General features: G+C 65.2%; 20 protein-coding genes. 17 read left to right on the top strand and 3 right to left on the bottom strand.

The features are described from left to right. The first annotated feature begins 132 nt into the window (after nucleotides 1-132). Nucleotides 133-948 (top strand): BMC domain-containing protein, encoded by an 816-nt coding sequence (locus tag H8F26_RS00095; protein ID WP_231605367.1) that lies wholly within the window; start codon nucleotides 133-135, stop codon nucleotides 946-948. An 8-nt stretch (nucleotides 949-956) separates the two neighbouring features. Here the strand turns inward: H8F26_RS00095 and H8F26_RS00090 are convergent, their stop codons facing one another. After that, the gene (locus H8F26_RS00090) at nucleotides 957-1,484 is read right to left on the bottom strand and encodes a non-canonical purine NTP pyrophosphatase (protein WP_370594720.1); all 528 of its coding nucleotides are present in this window, start codon (nucleotides 1,482-1,484) and stop codon (nucleotides 957-959) included. Nucleotides 1,485-1,921: 437 nt separating this feature from the next. On the opposite strand from H8F26_RS00090, the gene H8F26_RS00085 reads away from it, so the two are divergent. The 9 genes from H8F26_RS00085 (at nucleotide 1,922) to H8F26_RS00045 (ending at nucleotide 10,678) form a co-directional block, all read left to right on the top strand. Beyond that, the gene (locus H8F26_RS00085; protein WP_197158861.1) at nucleotides 1,922-2,914 is read left to right on the top strand and encodes a sodium-dependent bicarbonate transport family permease; all 993 of its coding nucleotides are present in this window, start codon (nucleotides 1,922-1,924) and stop codon (nucleotides 2,912-2,914) included. Nucleotides 2,915-3,022: 108 nt separating this feature from the next. Further along, complete coding sequence (locus tag H8F26_RS00080; RefSeq protein ID WP_197156602.1) at nucleotides 3,023-3,304, top strand: transcriptional regulator; 282 nt, start codon at nucleotides 3,023-3,025, stop codon at nucleotides 3,302-3,304. A 273-nt stretch (nucleotides 3,305-3,577) separates the two neighbouring features. After that, on the top strand, nucleotides 3,578-3,889 hold the full coding sequence (locus H8F26_RS00075) for a BMC domain-containing protein (RefSeq protein WP_197156600.1): 312 nt from the start codon (nucleotides 3,578-3,580) through the stop codon (nucleotides 3,887-3,889). Between the two features lie 66 nt (nucleotides 3,890-3,955). Then, nucleotides 3,956-5,368, top strand: a complete 1,413-nt coding sequence (locus tag H8F26_RS00070) for a form I ribulose bisphosphate carboxylase large subunit (RefSeq protein ID WP_197156598.1) — start codon at nucleotides 3,956-3,958, stop codon at nucleotides 5,366-5,368. 145 nt (nucleotides 5,369-5,513) lie between these two features. Beyond that, nucleotides 5,514-5,855 carry a ribulose bisphosphate carboxylase small subunit gene (locus H8F26_RS00065; RefSeq protein WP_197156596.1) on the top strand — a complete coding sequence of 114 codons (342 nt, stop codon included), beginning with the start codon at nucleotides 5,514-5,516 and terminating at the stop codon, nucleotides 5,853-5,855. 82 nt (nucleotides 5,856-5,937) lie between these two features. Next, nucleotides 5,938-8,409 (top strand): CsoS2 family carboxysome shell protein, encoded by a 2,472-nt coding sequence (locus H8F26_RS00060; protein WP_197156594.1) that lies wholly within the window; start codon nucleotides 5,938-5,940, stop codon nucleotides 8,407-8,409. Between the two features lie 4 nt (nucleotides 8,410-8,413). Continuing rightward, nucleotides 8,414-10,147, top strand: coding sequence for a carboxysome shell carbonic anhydrase (locus H8F26_RS00055; RefSeq protein WP_231605366.1), 1,734 nt, complete (start codon nucleotides 8,414-8,416; stop codon nucleotides 10,145-10,147). 1 nt (nucleotide 10,148) lies between these two features. Continuing rightward, a complete protein-coding gene (locus tag H8F26_RS00050; protein WP_197156592.1) occupies nucleotides 10,149-10,427 on the top strand; it encodes a carboxysome peptide A in 279 nt (92 codons plus the stop codon). Continuing rightward, nucleotides 10,427-10,678, top strand: a complete 252-nt coding sequence (locus H8F26_RS00045; RefSeq protein ID WP_197156590.1) for a carboxysome peptide B — start codon at nucleotides 10,427-10,429, stop codon at nucleotides 10,676-10,678. The genes H8F26_RS00050 and H8F26_RS00045 overlap by 1 nt, the downstream gene beginning before the upstream one ends. Before the next feature lie 13 nt (nucleotides 10,679-10,691). On the opposite strand, the gene H8F26_RS20010 is transcribed toward H8F26_RS00045, so the two are convergent. Beyond that, the gene (locus H8F26_RS20010; RefSeq protein ID WP_231605364.1) at nucleotides 10,692-11,210 is read right to left on the bottom strand and encodes a hypothetical protein; all 519 of its coding nucleotides are present in this window, start codon (nucleotides 11,208-11,210) and stop codon (nucleotides 10,692-10,694) included. Between the two features lie 25 nt (nucleotides 11,211-11,235). On the opposite strand from H8F26_RS20010, the gene H8F26_RS20005 reads away from it, so the two are divergent. The 7 genes from H8F26_RS20005 (at nucleotide 11,236) to cbbX (ending at nucleotide 17,923) form a co-directional block, all read left to right on the top strand. After that, complete coding sequence (locus tag H8F26_RS20005; RefSeq protein ID WP_231597980.1) at nucleotides 11,236-11,544, top strand: BMC domain-containing protein; 309 nt, start codon at nucleotides 11,236-11,238, stop codon at nucleotides 11,542-11,544. A 5-nt stretch (nucleotides 11,545-11,549) separates the two neighbouring features. Continuing rightward, nucleotides 11,550-12,053, top strand: a complete 504-nt coding sequence (locus tag H8F26_RS00035; protein WP_197156588.1) for a ferritin-like domain-containing protein — start codon at nucleotides 11,550-11,552, stop codon at nucleotides 12,051-12,053. 83 nt (nucleotides 12,054-12,136) lie between these two features. Continuing rightward, nucleotides 12,137-13,957 (top strand): NAD(P)H-quinone oxidoreductase subunit F, encoded by a 1,821-nt coding sequence (locus H8F26_RS00030; RefSeq protein WP_197158858.1) that lies wholly within the window; start codon nucleotides 12,137-12,139, stop codon nucleotides 13,955-13,957. Between the two features lie 10 nt (nucleotides 13,958-13,967). Continuing rightward, entirely contained in the window at nucleotides 13,968-15,482 is a 1,515-nt protein-coding gene (locus H8F26_RS00025) for an NADH-quinone oxidoreductase subunit M (protein WP_197156587.1), read from the top strand. Nucleotides 15,483-15,496: 14 nt separating this feature from the next. Continuing rightward, nucleotides 15,497-16,675, top strand: coding sequence for a CO2 hydration protein (locus tag H8F26_RS00020; protein ID WP_197156585.1), 1,179 nt, complete (start codon nucleotides 15,497-15,499; stop codon nucleotides 16,673-16,675). A gap of 14 nt (nucleotides 16,676-16,689) precedes the next feature. Beyond that, complete coding sequence (locus tag H8F26_RS00015; protein ID WP_197156583.1) at nucleotides 16,690-16,938, top strand: 4a-hydroxytetrahydrobiopterin dehydratase; 249 nt, start codon at nucleotides 16,690-16,692, stop codon at nucleotides 16,936-16,938. After that, entirely contained in the window at nucleotides 16,922-17,923 is a 1,002-nt protein-coding gene (gene cbbX / locus H8F26_RS00010; RefSeq protein WP_197156581.1) for a CbbX protein, read from the top strand. Before H8F26_RS00015 ends, cbbX begins: the two co-directional genes overlap by 17 nt. Before the next feature lie 24 nt (nucleotides 17,924-17,947). Here the strand turns inward: cbbX and dnaA are convergent, their stop codons facing one another. Continuing rightward, nucleotides 17,948-19,360 carry a chromosomal replication initiator protein DnaA gene (gene dnaA, locus H8F26_RS00005; RefSeq protein WP_197156579.1) on the bottom strand — a complete coding sequence of 471 codons (1,413 nt, stop codon included), beginning with the start codon at nucleotides 19,358-19,360 and terminating at the stop codon, nucleotides 17,948-17,950.

Below are 19,360 nucleotides of genomic sequence, written 5' to 3'. Positions count from 1 at the left end.
CCCTCCCCGAGCCGGCAGCAGCCGGAACCCAGCAGGGGCGAGGGATAGAGTCGCGTCGCGAACCAACCGTCTCCCTGTCGCCAGGATTTGCCCTGCTGCGCGGCAACCCAACCCTGAGGTGTCCGCCCCTTGATGGAGCGCGCTCGTTCCCGATCCACGCTTCGAGCTCCTCTGCGCTCCGAGCTCCGCAGCGACCAACTGCGTGGGGACAGCCGGCGCGAGGCTCCGCGGATCACCGGCACCGAGGTCCACGGCGACAGCTCCGGCGCCAGTTGTGTGATCACCACCGACAGCGAAGGCCGCCGGCTGGCCAACCAGACGAGCCACGTGCAGTCGATCGAGCTGCGCACCTACGTCTTCCTCGATTCGCTGCAGCCCCAGCTGGCCGCCTACATGGGCACGGTCTCCCAGGGATTCCTGCCGATTCCCGGTGATGCCTGTCTCTGGCTGGAGGTGTCTCCGGGGATGGCGGTGCATCGTGTCACCGACATCGCCCTCAAGGCCAGCACCGTGCGTCTCGGCCAGATGGTGGTGGAGCGGGCCTTCGGTTCGCTGGGGCTCTACCACCGGGATCAGAGCAACGTGCTCCATTCCGGTGATGTGGTGCTGGAGGCGATCGGCAGCCGGGTCGAGCAACGCAGCCCCTGCGAGGTGACCTGGACGGAGATCATTCGCGCGATCACGCCGGATCATGCCGTGCTGATCAACCGCCAGAACCGGCGGGGTTCGATGATCCAGGCCGGCATGAGCATCTTCATCCTGGAGACCGAGCCGGCCGGCTACGTGTTGATTGCCGCCAATGAGGCCGAAAAGGCTTCCAACATCACGGTGGTCGATGTGAAGGCCGTGGGGGCCTTTGGTCGTCTCACCCTCGCCGGCCGTGAAGGCGATGTGGAGGAGGCGGCTTCGGCCGCCATGCGGGCGGTGGCCCACATCAACGATCGATAGAGCTCAGCTCAGGCCGCGGCCAGGCCGAGCAGCTGGAGCAGCCGTGGGGCCATCTGCCGGGCGGCCTTGCCGCGGCTGCCCAGCTTCTCCTTGAGATGGTGGGGCAGCTGGGCATAGCTCAGGCCGGCCTCCCGCACCCAGAAAATCGGGTCATAGCCGCCGCCATGGCCCTGCGGCGTGATCAGAATTTCGCCACGGCAGATCCCCTCGGCCTCGACGGCGACCTGGCCGGTGGGATCAGCCAGCACCATGGCGCTGTTGAAGCTGGCGCTGCGGTAGGGGGTGCCCCCCAGTTCCTGGAGCAGGCGGTGGATCCGTTCGTGATCCGTGGGGGCATAGCGAGCCGAGTAGAGGCCCGGTGCCCCGCCGAGGGCATCCACCTCCAGTCCGGAATCGTCCGCCAGGGCCCAGCAGCCGGTCAGCGTCGCCACCGTCTGGGCCTTCAGCCGGGCGTTCTCAAGGTAGGTGCGACCTGTCTCCTCGATCTCCAGCCCTTCTGGTTGCTGACGGACCTCCAGACCAACGGCATGGAGCATGGCCGTGATCTCGGCCACCTTGTGGGCATTGCCGCTGGCAATGACCAGCACCGACGGGCTTGCAGCCAGCACGGATCGATCAGGGGTCTGAGCTCCGGCCAACGGATCGCAACAACGGGTCTGCCCGATCGATCGGGCGGCCGCCATTGTGAGCCACTGACGGAACCAGAGGCTCCCGTACCTGGGAATTTGGGTGTTGGGGTCTGTCGGATGGACCTCCTGCAGGGTGGCTAGGCCCGAAGGCCATGGCGTGCCGGGTTGAACATTCCACCCCCTGAAAATCTCCAGGGGTGCACGCTTGCTGCAGACGTTAAGGAGCTCCCAGGCGTTCGGCCAGGGGTGGGGGGCTGGCTTGAGGAGTTGCTGACCGAAATCGGGAAAAAGCCAGGTGGGTGGCGCTGCCTACGCTGCAGGGCCCCTCGATGCCCGCGGCGGCCATGGAATCAGGACTGGTTCTCCAGAACCTTGTGTCACCGCCGGTTCTGTTTTTCTTCCTCGGCATGCTGGCGGTGCTGGTGGGCTCGGATCTGGAGATCCCGGCGCCGCTGCCGAAGCTGTTTTCGTTGTATCTGTTGCTGGCGATCGGCTTCAAGGGCGGTTTGGAGCTGCAGCACAGTGGTCTTGGCGGCCAGGTGACGCTCACGATCACGGCGGCGGTGCTGATGTCGATGCTGGTGCCGTTGACCAGCTTTCTGATCCTGCGCAGTCGTCTGGATTCTTATAACGCCGCTGCGGTGGCCGCGGCCTACGGATCGATCAGTGCCGTCACCTTCATTACAGCAGAAAGTTTCCTCACAGTGCTGCAAGTGCAGTTTGATGGCTTCATGGTGGCGGCCCTTGCTCTGATGGAGTCGCCCGCCATCATTGTGGGGCTGTTGCTGGTGAAACTGGCGGTGCCGGCTGAGCCCAACAGCGGCCGCTCGATTGGCTGGCCTTCTTTGCTGCGAGAGGCATTTCTGAACGGTTCGGTCTTTCTGCTGATGGGAAGTCTGGTGATCGGATTTCTGGTGGCAGCCTTTAGCCCCGCTGGGCTGGAGAAGATGGATCCCTTCATCAATAAACTCTTTTATGGCGCCCTCAGTTTCTTCCTGCTGGACATGGGAATTGTCTCGGCCCAGCGCCTCCACGATCTGCGCCGGGCCGGTCCCTTCCTGATCGGTTTTGCTGTTGGCGCTCCCCTGGTGCACGCCGCCGTTGGACTGGTGGTGGCCAGGGCGCTGTCGCTGCCGCAGGGGGATGCACTGCTGTTCATGGTGCTCTGTGCCAGCGCCTCCTACATCGCCGTTCCTGCGGCGATGCGGATGACGGTGCCGCAGGCCAATCCCAGCCTCTACATCTCCACCGCGCTGGGGGTCACCTTCCCCTTCAACATCGTGGTTGGACTGCCTCTCTATATGGCGATGGTGCAGCGCTGGATCCCGGCCGGCTAGGGATTGGGAGGGCGGTGTCCCCGGTTTTCCCAGGCTGTCGCTGCCTGGCGTCGCCGTTCTGCGTCACTGTCTCGCGCCACCGTTCGTTTTGCCTCTCAGGCCTGTCCGATGAAACGTCTCGATCTGTTGTTGGGAGAGCGGGAGCTGGGCCCGATCTGCGCGGCTCTGCGCACCGCCGGAGCTCCCGGCTACTCGGTGATGCGCCATGTCACCGGGGTGGGAAAGGGGGGTGAGGTGCAGGAATCGATGGAGATGAGCGGCTACGGCGCCAACGCCCATGTGATCGTGTTCTGCGAGGCGGAGGTGCTGGAGCAGATCCGTGCAGCACTGCGGCCCCTGCTCAACTACTACGGCGGCGTTGGCTTCGTCTCCGACGCCCAGCCCCTCTGAGACCACAGCCCCTCGGAACCCGGGTCCGTTGGGTTTCAGATCCACGCCAGGACGGCCTGGACTGGGATCTCAGCGAACCTGCATAGGGAGGTTTGCGCCAGCATGGGTGCTGGATCAAGCAATGCCTAACGATTTGTGAGGCACTGATCAGTCTGTCTTATCTTTCAATGCGGAAACGGTGATGGCGCAAGCCCTGTCAACGGCTTGACGGAGGGAATGGCTGCAGACCATGGTTACGGACGAACATTCCACCCCCTCCTTCAGGAGCAGGTAATGGCAAACGAAACCATGGGCATCGCCCTCGGCATGATCGAGACCCGTGGCCTGGTGCCGGCGATCGAAGCAGCCGATGCCATGACCAAGGCCGCTGAAGTGCGTCTGATCGGTCGTGAGTTCGTGGGCGGCGGTTACGTGACCGTGTTGGTCCGTGGTGAAACCGGCGCTGTGAACGCGGCCGTTCGTGCTGGCGCCGATGCCTGCGAGCGCGTGGGTGATGGCCTGGTGGCCGCCCACATCATTGCCCGCCCCCACCGCGAGGTTGAGCCCGCCCTGGGCAACGGCAATTTCGTCGGTTCCAAGGACTGATCGGCTTGGCGCCTCAGGCGCTGACCCGCTGATTGTTCCCTTTCCCGACTTACCCGGACATCCCCCATGAGCAAGAAGTACGACGCAGGGGTTAAGGAGTACCGCGACACGTATTGGACTCCTGATTACGTTCCCCTCGACACCGACCTGCTGGCCTGCTTCAAATGCACCGGCCAGGAAGGTGTGCCCAAGGAAGAGGTGGCTGCCGCTGTGGCCGCTGAATCCTCCACCGGCACCTGGTCCACCGTCTGGTCCGAGCTCCTCACCGATCTCGACTTCTACAAAGGCCGTTGCTACCGCATCGAAGACGTTCCTGGCGACAAGGAAGCCTTCTATGCCTTCATCGCCTATCCCCTCGATCTGTTCGAGGAAGGTTCGATCACCAACGTGCTGACCTCCCTGGTCGGCAACGTCTTCGGTTTCAAGGCCCTGCGCCACCTGCGTCTGGAAGACATCCGCTTCCCGATGGCCTTCATCAAGACCTGCCAGGGTCCGCCGAACGGCATCGTGGTCGAGCGCGATCGCATGAACAAGTACGGTCGTCCCCTGCTGGGTTGCACGATCAAGCCGAAGCTCGGCCTGAGTGGCAAGAACTACGGCCGGGTGGTGTATGAGTGCCTCCGCGGTGGCCTCGACTTCACCAAGGACGACGAGAACATCAACTCCCAGCCTTTCCAGCGCTGGCAGAACCGCTTCGAGTTCGTTGCCGAAGCCGTCAAGCTGTCTGAGCAGGAGACCGGCGAGAAGAAGGGGCACTACCTCAACTGCACCGCCGCCACTCCCGAGGAGATGTATGAGCGGGCCGAGTTCGCCAAGGAACTGGGTCAGCCCATCATCATGCACGACTACATCACCGGTGGCTTCACGGCCAATACCGGTCTGGCGAAGTGGTGCCGCAAGAACGGCATGCTGCTGCACATCCACCGCGCCATGCACGCGGTGATTGACCGCCATCCCAAGCACGGTATCCACTTCCGGGTGCTGGCCAAGTGCCTGCGTCTCTCCGGTGGTGACCAGCTGCACACCGGCACCGTGGTGGGCAAGCTGGAGGGTGATCGTCAGTCGACGCTGGGCTACATCGACCAGCTGCGTGAATCCTTCGTTCCCGAAGATCGCAGCCGCGGCAACTTCTTCGATCAGGATTGGGGCTCGATGGGCGGCGTCTTCGCCGTGGCCTCCGGCGGCATCCACGTCTGGCACATGCCTGCACTGGTGGCCATTTTCGGCGACGATTCGGTGCTGCAGTTCGGTGGTGGTACCCACGGTCACCCCTGGGGTTCTGCAGCTGGTGCTGCCGCCAACCGTGTGGCCCTTGAGGCCTGCGTCAAGGCACGCAATGCCGGCCGCGAGATTGAGCGGGAAGGTCGCGACATCCTTACGGAAGCAGCGAAGCACAGCCCTGAGCTGGCGATTGCCCTCGAGACCTGGAAGGAAATCAAGTTCGAGTTCGACACCGTCGACAAGCTCGACGTCAACTGATCGCCGGCGATTCGCCGTTGCATCACGACGCGGCGCTATGCCGTCCCGACATCCAGCCCCGATCGATTCGGACGATCCTGATGGAATCTGCCTGATGGAAGCCGTCTGATTCGTCGGGGACCCCCTCTGCACCCCAAGGATCCCCATGCCTTTCAAGAGCACCGTGGGTGACTATCAAACAGTCGCCACCCTGGAGACATTCGGCTTCCTGCCGCCGATGACCCAGGACGAGATCTACGACCAGATCGCCTACATCATTGCCCAGGGATGGAGCCCCCTGGTTGAGCACGTTCACCCCAGCCGCTCCATGGCGACCTACTGGTCGTTCTGGAAACTGCCGTTCTTCGGTGAAAAGGATCTCGGCGTGATCGTCAGCGAGCTTGAGGCTTGCCATCGGGCCTATCCCGATCATCACGTCCGCCTGGTGGGCTACGACGCTTACACCCAGAGCCAGGGCGCCTGCTTCGTGGTCTTCGAAGGCCGCTGAGCTTCAGCCCTTCCCTTCAGTGATCCCGGCCTCAGGGCCGGGATCCTTCTTTCGATCCAGTCATTCCATTCATCGGGCGGAGATGGCCAGCACTTCCAGTCGTGACGCAGCTCTGGAGCGCCGCAAGGCCCTCACCAGCGCAGGCAAGAAAGCCGCTGGCCGTTACGGCTCCAGCGCCAGCCGCGTGCGCACGGCTGCGGATGCCCGTCCCACCCGCACCTCGGTGCCGGAGCCTGTCATGGCGCCTGCCGCCCCGGTTCAGGCGACCAGGCCCGGTCGTCCGGCGCGATCGGCAGCCATGTCGCTGTCGGCCCCGGCTCCTTCCAGAACTGTGGCGGCGCCGACGCGCAGCACCCCCCGGCCGATCAGCAACCCCAGCCGGGAGTTGGTTCTCTCCCGTCGGGAGGCTCTCAGCAAGCGGGGTAAGCGGGCCGATACCAGCCGCGACCGCACCCGTACCGATCTGCAGAAGGTCGCTCCAGCGGGCGCCGGATCCTCAGCAGCCCCGGCCGGTGAGCACAAGTGCAAGTGTCAGGAGCGCCAGGCTGAAGCCTCGGCCCCGACCAGCAGTGCGCCGGCTCGCCGATCGGCTTCTCTGGGGAGTTCCAGCCTCGGCAGCAGTCTGTCCTCGCGCAGCAGCAGTGCGGCTGATCGCCGCCCTGCCGTGAAGCGCGCCTCGCAGCACAACCCCAGCCGGTCTCTGGTGCTGGCCCGTCGTGAGGCCCTGAGCAAGCGCGGCAAGGCCGCCAACACGCCCAGCAATTCCACGGCTGCTGCTGTGGCGCGCCAGGGCAACCCCGACCTCACCACCCGAGAACTGGCTCAGAAGGTGCGTGAGCTCAAGAGCAAGGTGGGCTCCAGTGGCGCCACGCGGGGAAGCGGCAGCACCCGTCCCACGGGCCCCAACCTCCATGGCGCCAAGCAGGCGGCTGCCGCCGATGCCCACTGGAAGGTGGGCGTCAGTGAAACCCTCCGCGGACAGACGGTGACCGGCACCCAGGCCAACCGCTCGCCCAAGACCACCGGCAATGAGGCCAGCACCTGCCGCACGATCACCGGTACTGAATACATGGGTGCCGAGGTGTTTCAGTCCTTCTGTCAGGACCGGCCTTCCCCCGTTCAGCCTGCCAAGGTCCGGGTCACTGCCACCAGCCATGGCAACCGCGTCACCGGCAATGAGGTGGGCCGTTCGGAGAAGGTCACCGGCGATGAGCCCGGCACCTGCAAGACGATCACCGGCACGGAGTACATCTCCGCCAATCAGGCCCTGGCCTACTGCGGCGATCTCGAGCCCAGCCCGCGCAAGGTGGGTCAAAGCCAGACCCTCGGTGGCCGTCCGGTCTCCGGTGTGATGGTGGGGCGCAGCGAGCGGGTCACCGGCGATGAGCCCGGCTCCGGACGCCAGCTCACCGGTACCCAGTACCTCGGATCTGAGCCCCTGGTGCCCGGCCGTGCCCCCGATAAGGTCAATGTCCTTCAGACGCTGCGTGGCACGGGGATCACCGGAACCCACGTCGGTCGTAGCGAGCGGGTCACCGGCGATGAGCCCGGCAGTTGCCGCCGCGTCACCGGTGATGAATACATCGGCCGTCAGCAATACGAAGGGTTTTGCGGATCCCAGCCCGAGCCGGAAGCGGCCAAGGTTGGATTCTCAATCACCAACAAGGCCCAGGTGGTGAGCGGGACGCGCACCGGCCGCTCCAGCCGGGTCACCGGTGATGAACCCGGCACCTGCAAGGCCGTCACGGGAACCCCCTATGCCGGACTGGAACAGGCGGGTGACTGGTGCTCCAGCAAGCAGGTCAAGGAGATCCGCCAGCGCACGCCTGCCCGCCTCGGTACTCCGGGCCCCAGCATGACCGGCCTGCAGCCCGGCATCGGTGGTGTCATGACCGGCGCTGAACGGGGTGCCTGCGAGCCCGTCACCGGCACCCCTTACCTCGGGGCCGATCAGATGGCTGCCGCCTGCAGCGCCGCCGAAACCCACGACGCTGATTTCCCTCAGCCGCTCGATTCCCAGCCCTGGGAGCAGTTCAGCATCCAGTCTCCGGCCCGCGCGGCCCAGAGTGAGCGTCAGAAATCCGCGGCTGTGACCGGCACCAGTTACGAACAGGGCAACCGCATCACCGGTCCGTTTGACATGGCCTCCGGCAAGGTGACCGGCACTGAGCAGTTCCGCTTTGACCGCCATGGCAGCGGTTCCTCTGCCTTCGATCGGATCTCGGCCCGAGGTCGGGCGCCGATCAGCGTCGATGAGGATGTGCGCCCTGCGTCCGCTCCTGAGCGACCCGTGTCGCGTGTCACCGGCGAAGGCATCTCCGCTGGCCTGAAGATCACCGGCGACGACTGGGATCGTGGCGAGAGGGTCACGGGTACGGAGGGAGCGTCTGCCCGTCAACGCAACCCCAGCCGTCCTGGCCCGATGACGGCCATGCCCACCTACGAGGCCAAGCGCAACGAAGCCGTTCCGGCTCCGGTGAGCCGGGTGACCGGATCGAGTGGAAACACCGATCGTGGCTCTCTGGTGACCGTGTCCGGCGGGGCCCGCGGCTGATCTGATGCCACGCCGTCCGGTTTCTTCAGTGGCGCGTACTCCCCAGGGCGCCCCGGCCCAGCGCCGCCGCCCTGCGGCCCCCAGCCCCGATGAGCTGCGCCGCTCCGTCCAGAGGTTGCGTGGGCGCCTGCTAGAGCCTGAGATCACCACCGCCACCAGCGTCTCCGAGGACGGTGTTGATCCAGCCGCCAACCCCTGGGACACAGGCCGTCGTGCCCGGGTCCGTCGGACTCCTGAGCTGACTCAGAGGAATGAATCCCCTGGTCTCGGTGCTGCCGCTGCCGGCCTTGACGCCTGGCGGTCGCGCCGATCCTCGGCTTCCGCCTCCGTGAGGCTCCATCCCCTGACCGACAGCCGGGCCAACGCGGCCTTGCAGACCTACGACGCCCAGGTCAAGGGCGCCTTTGATCGGCTCGTGCCTTTGCTCAAGCGGCTTTCCGCCTTGCAGCATGAGGACGACTTCATCCCACGGGCACAGGAGCTGGCCCGGGCCGAGCTTGGTTTCGAGCTGCCCCAGCCGATCCTGGAGACAGCCTGGGTGACGCAGCTGGACATGCGCACCCTGTTCGCCTGGTGCGTGTTCGAGACCTACGAGCAGACCAGCGCCAGTTTCTTCGAGCGGGATCCGCTCCAGGGCAGACCAGGCTCAGCCACGGTGGAATCCTTCGATGCTTTTCTGCTCGACTGCGGCTTTCACCTGCTCGACATCACGCCCTGCGCCGATGGTCGTCTGGCCCATGCCATCGCCTATGCCCTGCGGTTGCCCTTCGGCTCGGTGCGGCGTCGTCCCCACGCGGGTGCTCTCTTTGATGTCGAGAACACGGTGAGTCGCTGGGTGAAGACCGAGCACCGCCGCTATCGGGAGGGCCTGCCCAATCCGGCCCATGCCGATACCCGCTATCTCAAAGTGGTGCTCTACCACTTCAGCTCCCTCGATCCCAGCCATGAGGGTTGTGCGGCCCACGGCAGCGACGATGCTTTGGCGGCCGGTTGTGGTCTCAGTCGCCTCAAGGATTTCCAGCAGGCCGTGGAGAACAGCTTCTGTTGCGGCGCCTCGGTGGACCTGCTGCTGTTGGGGATCGATACCGACACCGATGCCCTGAGGGTTCACGTTCCGGGCCTGGATGGCAGCACCAATCTCGAGCGTTGGCTCGATGCCCGCGAGGTGTATGAGGCCACCGCGGGGCTCAGTGCCGAGCAGGCTCGCGACCGGATCCTGGCGCTGGTTCAGCAGGCTGCTGCCAGCACGCCGGATCCCGGCATGGTGCGTCTGATCAGCAGACTGCTGGAGCACAACCTCTCCCAGATTGATTACGTCCGCCAGTTCCATGGTGGTCACTACAGCGATGCTGGCCATGCCGAGCGGTTCATTGGAGTCGGCATCGGGTTCAAGGAGGTGCACCTGCGCAACCTCACCTACTTCGCCTACATGGATACCGTTGAAGAGGGCGCCCCCGACCTCGACGTGGGGGTGAAGATCTTCAAAGGTCTCAATGTGTCCCGTGGTCTGCCGGTGCCGGTGGTGGTGCGATTCGACTACAACGGCCAGGTCCCCGGTGCCCGTGACCGGGCTGAGCGCCATTGCCGGCGGGTCCAGCAGGCGATTGAGTCGCGCTACGGCGAGCTCTGTCGTGAAGGGCTCCTGCACGTGTTGCTGACGATTCGCGATCAGGATCGCCACGCACCAGCGGAGACGATCGGATCCACGATCAGCTTTGCCAGCGGAGGAGGACACTGACATGTTGATCTGCAAGGTGTTGAAGCCGCTGGTTTCGACCAACCGCATTCCCGACTTCGAGCACAAGCATCTTCAGGTGGTGCTGGATGGCAGTACCCAGAAGGTTGCTGTGGATGCCGTTGGCTGCATTCCCGGCGATTGGGTGATCTGTGTGGGCAGCTCGGCGGCCCGCGAGGCGGCAGGCAGCAAGTCGTACCCGAGTGATCTCACGATCGTGGGCATCATCGATCACTGGGATCCCGATGCCGCCAAGGCGATGGCGTCAGGGGGGAGTAAGTAATGGAGATCATGCAGGTGATGGGTTCACTGGTCTGCACCCAACGGGTCGAAGGCTTCGCCCACCAGAACCTTCGTGTGCTTCGGACTCCGAAGGGCAAGCTCAGTGTCGCTGTGGATCCCGTCGGGGCCGCCACTGGCAACTGGGTCTTCACCGCCAGTGGCTCCGCTGCCCGCCATGCCACAGGTGACGCCAGCCTGTTCACCGATCTCACCATCGGTGGAATCATCGACTTCTGGGAGCCGGACGGCTGACGCTCAACCGGGCCTACGCGCCAGCCCGCCCTTGACGCCCGTTCCGTTCGCCAGCTCCCGCCACCCCCTCCCTGACCATGGCCACCCCGACGCCCAGCCCCGCCGCCGGATCCACCCCGGCCCCGTCTGCGGAGACAGCCCCTGCCGTCACTCCCGCTGCAGAGGCCCCTGCCCCCGCTCCTGCGGAGGCCGTGGTCAGCGCGACGGCGCCCATGGCCTCCACTGAGTCCAAGGGCTCCACCTCACCCAAGGCCCTGCCCACCCCTTCGACCACTGATAGCCCTGCCGCCAGTTCACTGACTGCTGCCCCCACCACTCCGGCGAAGCGCAGCAGCGCTCGCTCCACTGCCGCTGCCCGCGTCCCTTCTTCCCGTACCGCCATGGCTCGCACCTCCACCACCCGGGCCGTCAGCCGCTCGGCTGCGACCCGCCCCGCCGCCAGCCGTGCCTCCACTGGCCGGGCTTCTGGTTCCGGTCGTGCCGCTGCCTCCGCTGCCACGGGCGGCGGCTCCTCCAGCCTCACCCCTCCCAACCGTTCCGCTTCTCCTTCCTTTCCGATGGCTTCCTCCGTACAGGGCATCGCCCTTGGCATGATCGAGACGCGTGGCCTGGTTCCCGCGATCGAAGCCGCCGACGCCATGACCAAGGCCGCGGAAGTCACCCTGATCTCACGGGAATTCGTCGGTGGTGGCTACGTCACCGTGATGGTGCGTGGCGAAACCGGGGCTGTGAACGCCGCGGTCCGGGCCGGTGCCGATGCCTGTGAGCGTGTCGGTGACGGCCTGGTGGCGGCCCACATCATTGCCCGTCCCCATGGCGAGGTCGAGCCCGCCCTGGTTTGCACCGGCGTCACCCGTCGCCTCTGATTCTTATGGACGAAGCCGCCCATCCCCGCGTCCTCGGATATCTCGGGCGCGCCCTGAGCCTTGAGCTCTCCGCCGTGCAGCAGTACATGACCCAGGCCTCCCTTGTGGAGCTCTGGGGAGATGCAGAGGCTGCGGAGCGTTTTCGCCGCGAGACCGTGGAGGAAATGCAGCATGCCGAGCGCATCGTGCAGCAGATGCTGCGTCTGCGGGTGGCCCCTGCGGCCTCCCAGCTGCGCGCTGTCACCCATGCGCCGGATCTGGTCGGTCTGCTGCGGCTGAACAGCGTGCTGGAGCACGATCTGATCAACCACTACGCCGAGGCCGTTCGCTTTTGCGTGCTGATCGGTGATGAAGAAAATGCCGAATTCTTCCGGGCGCTCTGGAAGGAGGAACAGCATCACGGCGAAGAGCTGAATGGCTGGCTGCGGCAGCTGGCGGTGGTTTCACAGCCCCCTGCCATCCCCGCCGCGATCCGTTACGACTATTCCCGTCATCGCGCCAGCTTCTAAATCCGGCGCTGGACGTCCAGCCTCGATGCCGTCCATCTGCTGCCTTGGTCGCCGAACTTCCCCTGTACAACCTGCCCCTGTCCATGCAGCTGGCCTGGTTGATCCCGCTGTATGGCTTCAGCGGGGTGCTGCTCTCCCTGCCCTGGTCCAGCGGCTGGATCAAGCGCAATGGACCGCGACCTGCGGCCTATCTCAATCTTCTGGTCACCTTGTTGGCCTTTCTGCACGGCAGCCTGGTGCTGCGTCAGGTCTGGCTGATTGGCCCCCATCACCTTGAGATCCCCTGGTTCCACGCCGCCGACCTGAATCTCTCGATCGGTTTTGATCTCTCGCTCACCAATCTGGCCGCTCTTGAGCTGGTCACTGGCCTCAGCCTGCTGGGCCAGGTTTTTGCCCTGGGCTATCTCGACAAGGAGTGGTCCCTGGCCCGCTTCTATGCGCTGGTGGGATTCTTCGAAGGCGCGATGTCCGGGGTGGTGCTGAGCAGCAGCCTGTTCATGAGCTATTTCCTGCTGGAGATGCTCACCCTGTCCACCTATCTGCTGGTGGGGTTCTGGTACGCCCAGCCCCTGGTGGTCACGGCGGCCCGGGATGCGTTTCTGACCAAGCGGGTCGGCGACGTTCTGTTGCTGATGGGTGTGGTTGCCCTGTCGGCCTGGTCGGGTCAGACCGAGTTCACTGAGCTCTATGCCTGGGCCGCCAGTGCTCCGCTCACACCCCTGGCCGGAACCCTGCTGGGCCTGGGCCTGATTGCCGGGCCCATGGGCAAGTGTGCCCAGTTCCCGATGCATCTCTGGCTGGATGAGGCGATGGAGGGGCCCAACCCGGCCTCGATTCTGCGTAATTCCGTGGTGGTGACCTGCGGTGCCATCGTGCTGCTGAAGCTGATGCCGCTGTTGCTGATCTCTCCGGTGGCCACCGATGTGCTCCTGGCTGTGGGCGCCATCAGTGCGGTGGGCGGTGCCCTGGTGGCGATCGCCCAGGTGGATCTGAAGCGGGCCTTTTCCTATTCCACCACCTCCTACCTCGGGCTGGTGTTCGTGGCCATCGCCCTGCAGCAGCCGGGTATCGCCCTGCTGTTGCTGTTCGCCCACGGTCTGGCCAAGGCCCTGCTGTTCATGAGCGTGGGCAGCATCATCGCCACCACCAACTGTCAGGACCTGACTGAACTCGGTGGCCTGGGCCGACGCATGCCCGCCACCACCGGCGCCTTCCTGATGGCGGCGGCCGGGGTCACCGGCCTGTTACCCCTGGGCTGCTTCTGGTGCTTCGGCTTGCTGGTGCAGGCCTTCAGTGCCGAGCACCGATTCTTCGCTCTGGTGGTGCTGCTCACCAACCTGCTCACCCTGTTCAACCTCACCCGTGTGTACCGCCAGGTCTTCCTCGGGGATGCTCAGCCCAAGACACGGCGGGCACCGGAGGTGATCTGGCTGATGGCTCTGCCGATGGTGAGCCTCACGGTGCTGGTGGGGTTGATGCCCTGGATCATGGCCCGCATCGATCCGGTCCCCGGCATCGCCTCCTTCTCCCCTGGGGTGGCGGTCCTGGTGATGGGCTCCGGTCTGATCGGGGTTGTCTCCGCGGCCGTGGTGCCCCTGAACAAGGCCTGGTCGCGCTCCCTGTTCAAGCCGCTGCGCACCCTGCAGGATCTCCTGGCCTTCGACTTCTATACCGACCGCATCTATCGCGCCACGATTGTGACCTTCGTGGCGGGCCTCTCGCGGCTCACGAACGGTTTCGATGCCGCCGTGGTGAATGTGCTGGTCGATCGTGTCGGCAGCCTCACCATGGCTGCGGCCGGCAGTCTGCGGCTGGCCGTGAGCGGCCGCATGCAGACCTACGTGCTCACGGCCCTGGTGTCGATCGTGCTCCTGCTGGCCTCCCTGAACTGGTTCATCGCCTGAGAATCGATCGATGCTGAGTGCCCTTCTCGCCATTCCCTTTCTCGGTGCCCTGGGCCTGATGCTCTGGCCTGGCGAGCTCTCTCTCGAGAAGGTTCGCCGCGCCGCCCTGGCCCTGCTCGTGTTGCAGCTGGCCTGGAGCCTGCGTCTGCTGCTGCAGTTCGATCCCTCCTTCGGTGGGATGCAGCTGCAGGAATCGATCCCCTGGATCGAAAGTCTGGGGCTGGAGTACCGCCTTGGCGTGGATGGTCTCTCCCTGCCGCTGGTGCTGGTCAATGCCGGCCTCACCCTGGTTTCGGCCTATGCCTCCACCACGGTGACCCAGCGGCCGCGTTTGTATTTCGCCCTGCTGCTGGTGATCAGCGGCGCCGTGAATGGAGCCTTCCTCTCGCTGAATCTGCTGCTCTTTTTCCTGTTCTACGAACTGGAGCTGATTCCGCTGTGGTTGCTGATCTCGGTCTGGGGTGGAGCCCGTCGCGCCTATGCGGCCACCAAGTTCCTGATCTTCACAGCGGTGTCCGGCGGATTGATCCTCGCCGCTTTTCTGGGCCTGGCGCTGGTCACCGGCGAGGTGGACTTCAGCCTCACCCCCGTGCTCGGCGGCCAGCTGGCTATGGGAACCCAGCTCCTGCTGCTGGGTGCTCTGTTGGTGGGTTTCGGCATCAAGATCCCGCTGGTTCCCTTTCACACCTGGCTGCCGGATGCCCACACCGAGGCGTCGACGCCGGTGTCGGTGCTGCTGGCCGGGGTGCTGCTCAAGCTCGGCACCTATGGGCTGCTGCGCTTCTGCCTGGGACTGTTCCCGGAGGCGTGGGCTGTGGCGGCCCCCTGGCTGGCCATCTGGGCGGCGATCTCGGTGTTGTATGGCTCCCTGGCGGCGATCGCCCAGCGGGACATGAAACGGATGGTGGCCTACAGCTCCGTGGGGCACATGGGCTATGTGCTGCTCGCGGCCGCGGCGGCCACGCCCGTGAGTCTGCTGGGGGCTGAATTCCAGATGGTGAGCCACGGTCTCATCTCCGCCCTGTTGTTTCTGCTGGTGGGCGAGGTGTACACCACGACCGGCACCCGCGACCTGGATGTGTTGCGGGGCCTGCTCAACCCAGAGCGGGGTCTGCCTTTGACCGGTTCGCTGATGATTGTGGGGGTGATGGCCAGCGCGGGTCTGCCCGGCATGGCCGGCTTCATCTCTGAGTTTCTGGTGTTTCGCGGCAGCCTGGCGACCTTCCCCGTGGCCACAGTGGCCTCGATGGTGGGATCAGGTCTGACGGCCGTCTATTTCCTGTTGCTGGTCAACCGTGCCTTCTTTGGCCGGCTGGCCGTCACCCCTCCTGAACCCGGAGGGCCGCTCGACATCCGCTTGCCGGCCGTGCCCCTGCTCCGTCACCTGCCCGCCATGGTGCTCACGGTTCTTGTGGTGGCGATCGGACTGGCACCATCGGGGTTGGGCTTTCTCTCGGAGCAGGCCACCACGGCCATGAGTCAGTTACCAGCCTTGGTGACGGCCATCAGTGGGAGGCCCGCCTGATGAACAGCTCTGCCATGGCGTCCCTGAATCCCGGACGCTCGCGGACGCGCCAGGCTCCGATCCCTACCGCGGCAGAACTGGAACGGCGCCTGCTGGCCGGCGAGACCCTGCTGGCCGAGAGCCCCACCCATCTGCTGGAAGTGGTGGGGGTTCTGGAGAGCTATGGAGAAGTGCTTGATGCCTACAGCATCAACCTGGTGTACCAGGCGGAGAAGCAGTTTCTCAATCCCCTGCCGATCTTCAAGTTCCTTGATGGTGATCCCAGCCTCGCCAGGATCTGGCGGCATCTCAACCACGACCGCATCAACTTCGAGTATGCCGAGTACTGCCAGAAGGCGATGTTCTGGCATGGCACCGGTGGCCTCGATGCCTATCTCGACACCGACGCCTTCCGCCAGGGCTGCGCCGCCATCATCCGCTGCAAGACCCGGCGGGACCCGCTGCTGGGTCTGCTCCATCCTCTGTTTCCGGACTTTCTGATCGAGCTGATCCGCTCGGCGGCCACCACCCATGCCCTGGGTCAGTTCTGGCGGGTGATGAGTGACCTGTTCCTTGATCTGGCCAGGGCCGAGCGCGATGGACGGGTGGGTTCCATTGCCCAGCTGGTGGACTTCTTGATGGATGGGCTGGTGGCAGCGGCAGCTCAGCCGATCACCTACGCGGTGGAGGTGGCGGGCCAGCGGTTCTGGGTGCTGCCGCCCGAGGCCGCGCTCACCTTCCTGGTCGATGTGGCGGTGCCCTACGTCGAGGCGGTGTTCCTGCGGGGCATGCCCTTTCTGGGCACGGTGTCGTTCAACGCCCAGGCCCAGCAGATCTCGCCGGATCAGAGCCGCTTTGCCTACGGCGCCCTCTACGCCGATCCCCTTCCCACCATGGGGGCGGGCATCCCGCCCAGCCTGCTGATGCAGGACATGTATCGCCACCTGCCCGAACCGCTGCATCATTGGTACCGGCAGCAGGGCCGCGGCGAGGGAGATGTGCGGGTGAAGATCTGCGCCAGTTTTCAGAAGGCGATGTTCTGCGTCACCAATGCCGCGATCAAGGGCACCTTTCCCCATCCGCTGCACAGCACCGATGAGCAGCAGCTGCAGGCCAATCGTGCCTACGCCGCGGCCTGGGTGGAGCGACTCAGCCATGCCCGCACCGACTGCCTGAGCGACGAGTCGGCAGCGGAGGATGGCAGCCGCAGTTGATCTAGGGTCAGACCATGGAACAGGCCTGGACGAAACGGAATCGCCCTGAACGGCTCGAACGTCGTATCGAGTTCGACGACTACGAGGCGACCCGGGTGTTTCTGGAGCGGTTGAACGAGCTCTCCGAAAGCAGCAATCGCTTCCCGGATATCAGCTTCGGACGCACCTATGTGAACCTCACGTTGCGCAGTGAGGAGGACGACGCCCCGATCGGCGCTGCCGACGAATCCTTTGCCGCGGCTGTCGATGCCCTCCTCGATTGATCCCTCTTCCGCGCCTGATCCATCCTCTGCGCCCGTTGAACCCTCCGCTGAGGCTGATCAGCCAGATCTGAGCCACGATCTCACCCGCGTCGATCTGAAGGCGGCCTACGAGGGGGTGGGTGTGCAGGAGGTGCTGGAGCAACTTGATCACGACCTGGTGGGGCTGAGGCCGGTGAAGGCCCGGATCCGTGAGATCGCGGCGCTGCTGGTGGTGGAGCGGGCCCGCACCCAGGTGGGCCTGGCGACGGCGGCTCCCAGCCTGCACATGTCGTTCACCGGCCAACCGGGAACCGGCAAGACCACGGTGGCGGAGCGGATGTCCCAGATCCTGCATCGGCTCGGCTATGTGCGCAAGGGACACGTGGTCACCGCCACCCGTGACGATCTGGTGGGGCAGTACATCGGCCATACGGCGCCGAAGACGCGCGAGATGCTGAAGAAGGCGATGGGTGGGGTGCTGTTCATCGATGAGGCGTACTACCTGTACCGTCCCGAGAACGAGCGCGACTACGGCGCCGAAGCGATCGAGATCCTGCTGCAGGTGATGGAAGCCAATCGCGACGATCTGGTGGTGATCTTCGCTGGCTACAAGGATCGCATGGACGTGTTCTACCAGTCCAATCCCGGGCTCTCCTCGCGGGTCGCCAATCATATTGATTTCCCCGACTACAGCGGCCCTGAACTGCTGGCGATCGCCAAGCTCATACTCGCGGCGGAGAACTACCGCTTCAGCGACGAGGCCACGGCGGCCTTCGCCGAGTACATCCAGCGACGCATGCAGCTGCCGTTCTTCGCCAACGCCCGCTCGATCCGCAATGCCATCGATCGGGCCCGCATGCGCCAGGCCAATCGCCTGTTCACCCGCATGGGCAGCTGCGTGACCAAGCGAGATCTGATGACGATCGAAGCCGACGACATCACCGCCAGCCGGGTGTTCTGCGGTGAACTGGAAGGTCTCGATCCCTCCAGGCCGCTGACCAGCTGAGCCCAGCCTGCGCTTGCGCGAAATCTACTTGCGTTTGCGCGAATCAATCTGCAGCAGGTCTCGCACCTGTTGCACCTGGCGGGCCAGGGCAGGATCGGTGTGAAGCTTCTTTTCCACCTGCTCCACCGCATACATCACTGTGGAGTGGTCCTTGCCGCCGAAGGCTTCGCCGATGCGCGGCAGGCTCAGATTGGTGCCCTGCCGCATCAGATACATCCCCACCTGGCGGGCCTGGCTCACGGCCCGTTTGCGGCTGGGGCTGAGCATTTCTTCGGTGCGAACGCCGAAGACCTCGGCCACCTTGTCGAGCACTTGCTGTGGGGTCACCTCCACATCGTTGCCGCCGGGGTCGAGCATCGGCGCCACCGATTCCACCGTCATCGGCAGACCGGTGATCGAGGCAAAGGCCACAGCCCGGGTGAGGGCCCCCTCGAGTTCGCGGATGTTGGAGGTGAAGCGGCCGGCGATGTACTGGATCAGATCGCGCGGCAGCGCCATCTGTTCCTGCTCGGCTTTCTTGTGCAGGATCGCCATGCGCGTTTCCAGGTCGGGGGCCTGGATGTCGGCGATCAGCCCCATCGAGAAGCGGGAGATCAGGCGCTCCTGCAGCTTGGGAATCTGACTGGGGGGACGGTCGGAGGCGATCACGATCTGCCGCCCCGCCTCGTGCAGGGCGTTGAAAGTGTGGAAGAACTCCTCCTGGGTGTATTCCTTGCCTTCGATGAACTGGATGTCGTCCACCAGGATCAGGTCGGCGGCGCGGTAGCGGTCGCGAAAGGCCTGCATGCCGTCCTTGCGGATCGCCTGGATCAGGTCATTGGTGAAGGTCTCGGTCGAGACGTAGAACACCCGCGCGTCCGGGTCGATCTCGAGGCGGTAGTGGCCGATCGCCTGCATCAGGTGGGTCTTGCCCAGGCCCACGCCGCCGCAGAGGAAGAGGGGGTTGAATTCCCGGCCCGGTGCCTCCGCCACCGCCAGGGCGGCCGCGTGGGCCATGCGGCTGTTGGGGCCCACCACGAAGCGGTTGAACACATAGCGTGGATTGAGGCCAGGGGCGAGTTTGCGGGGGGTCTCGCCGGTGGCGGGGGAGCGCACCGGGGCCGCAGGCCGGCCATTGCCGGTCTCCCGCGTGCCGCTGGCCGGCCCGGTCAGGCCGTTGCCGCCGATGGCCTCCGCCGGGGCGTCGCCCTCGCTTGCCGTGGCCACCTCCACCCGCAGCTCGCGACCGGCGATCTCGGAAGCCACGGCCTCGATGGTGCCGAGGTAGTTCTTGCGTAACCAGCCGCTGGCAAAGCTGTTGGGGGCCTCCAGCAGCAGCTGGTCGCCGCGCATGCCGCTGCAGCGGGCCGGCCGGATCCAGGTCTCGAAGGTGGGCTTGCTGAGGTTGGCCTGGAGCGCCTCCTGAACCTGGTGCCACAGCTCCTGACCCTGCTGCAC

Source organism: Synechococcus sp. CBW1006 (assembly GCF_015840525.1).
Lineage (GTDB): Bacteria > Cyanobacteriota > Cyanobacteriia > PCC-6307 > Cyanobiaceae > CBW1002.
Note: the sequence above shows the minus strand (reverse complement) of the source record. Positions and strands in the feature narration are given on the sequence as shown.

Coding starts and splice junctions, on each gene's coding strand:
- H8F26_RS00030 (WP_197158858.1), top strand. CDS start 12,137: ATGCAGCTGGCCTGGTTGATCCCGCTGTATGGCTTCAGCGGGGTGCTG.
- H8F26_RS00035 (WP_197156588.1), top strand. CDS start 11,550: ATGGACGAAGCCGCCCATCCCCGCGTCCTCGGATATCTCGGGCGCGCC.
- H8F26_RS20005 (WP_231597980.1), top strand. CDS start 11,236: ATGGCTTCCTCCGTACAGGGCATCGCCCTTGGCATGATCGAGACGCGT.
- H8F26_RS00055 (WP_231605366.1), top strand. CDS start 8,414: ATGCCACGCCGTCCGGTTTCTTCAGTGGCGCGTACTCCCCAGGGCGCC.
- H8F26_RS00015 (WP_197156583.1), top strand. CDS start 16,690: ATGGAACAGGCCTGGACGAAACGGAATCGCCCTGAACGGCTCGAACGT.
- cbbX (WP_197156581.1), top strand. CDS start 16,922: ATGCCCTCCTCGATTGATCCCTCTTCCGCGCCTGATCCATCCTCTGCG.
- H8F26_RS00070 (WP_197156598.1), top strand. CDS start 3,956: ATGAGCAAGAAGTACGACGCAGGGGTTAAGGAGTACCGCGACACGTAT.
- H8F26_RS00095 (WP_231605367.1), top strand. CDS start 133: ATGGAGCGCGCTCGTTCCCGATCCACGCTTCGAGCTCCTCTGCGCTCC.
- H8F26_RS00045 (WP_197156590.1), top strand. CDS start 10,427: ATGGAGATCATGCAGGTGATGGGTTCACTGGTCTGCACCCAACGGGTC.
- H8F26_RS00025 (WP_197156587.1), top strand. CDS start 13,968: ATGCTGAGTGCCCTTCTCGCCATTCCCTTTCTCGGTGCCCTGGGCCTG.
- H8F26_RS00020 (WP_197156585.1), top strand. CDS start 15,497: ATGGCGTCCCTGAATCCCGGACGCTCGCGGACGCGCCAGGCTCCGATC.
- H8F26_RS00090 (WP_370594720.1), bottom strand. CDS start 1,484: ATGCTCCATGCCGTTGGTCTGGAGGTCCGTCAGCAACCAGAAGGGCTG.
- H8F26_RS00085 (WP_197158861.1), top strand. CDS start 1,922: ATGGAATCAGGACTGGTTCTCCAGAACCTTGTGTCACCGCCGGTTCTG.
- H8F26_RS00080 (WP_197156602.1), top strand. CDS start 3,023: ATGAAACGTCTCGATCTGTTGTTGGGAGAGCGGGAGCTGGGCCCGATC.
- H8F26_RS00050 (WP_197156592.1), top strand. CDS start 10,149: ATGTTGATCTGCAAGGTGTTGAAGCCGCTGGTTTCGACCAACCGCATT.
- H8F26_RS00065 (WP_197156596.1), top strand. CDS start 5,514: ATGCCTTTCAAGAGCACCGTGGGTGACTATCAAACAGTCGCCACCCTG.
- H8F26_RS00060 (WP_197156594.1), top strand. CDS start 5,938: ATGGCCAGCACTTCCAGTCGTGACGCAGCTCTGGAGCGCCGCAAGGCC.
- H8F26_RS00075 (WP_197156600.1), top strand. CDS start 3,578: ATGGCAAACGAAACCATGGGCATCGCCCTCGGCATGATCGAGACCCGT.